1 protein-coding gene is annotated in these 248 nt (G+C 51.2%); it reads left to right on the top strand.

The genetic code is table 11. The features are described from left to right. Positions 1-16: 16 nt before the first annotated feature. Positions 17-248: hypothetical protein (locus tag E1189_RS24135; protein ID WP_230459782.1), on the top strand; the 232-nt coding region annotated here is incomplete at its 3' end.

Raw genomic sequence — 248 nt, 5'->3', positions numbered from 1 at the left:
CTGTGTGGGTGCGCTTGTGGGTAGTAAGATGATTGGATTGAATGAAAGACCGGTTACATCCGTCCTGATCGCAGACATAGCGCCTCTCCCCTGTGTGGGTGCACTTGTGTTTGGTGAGTGCACTGGATTGGGTGAAGGACTGGTTGCACCCGTCTTGATCACAGACAAAGAGTCTTTCCCCTGTGTGAATACGTTTGTGTTTGGTGAGATCACTGGACGAGGTAAACGCTTTGTGGCATCCGTCCTGA

It is taken from the genome of Parendozoicomonas verongulae (genome assembly GCF_009711465.1).
In the GTDB taxonomy this organism is placed as follows: domain Bacteria; phylum Pseudomonadota; class Gammaproteobacteria; order Pseudomonadales; family Endozoicomonadaceae; genus Sansalvadorimonas; species Sansalvadorimonas verongulae.
Note: the sequence above shows the minus strand (reverse complement) of the source record. Positions and strands in the feature narration are given on the sequence as shown.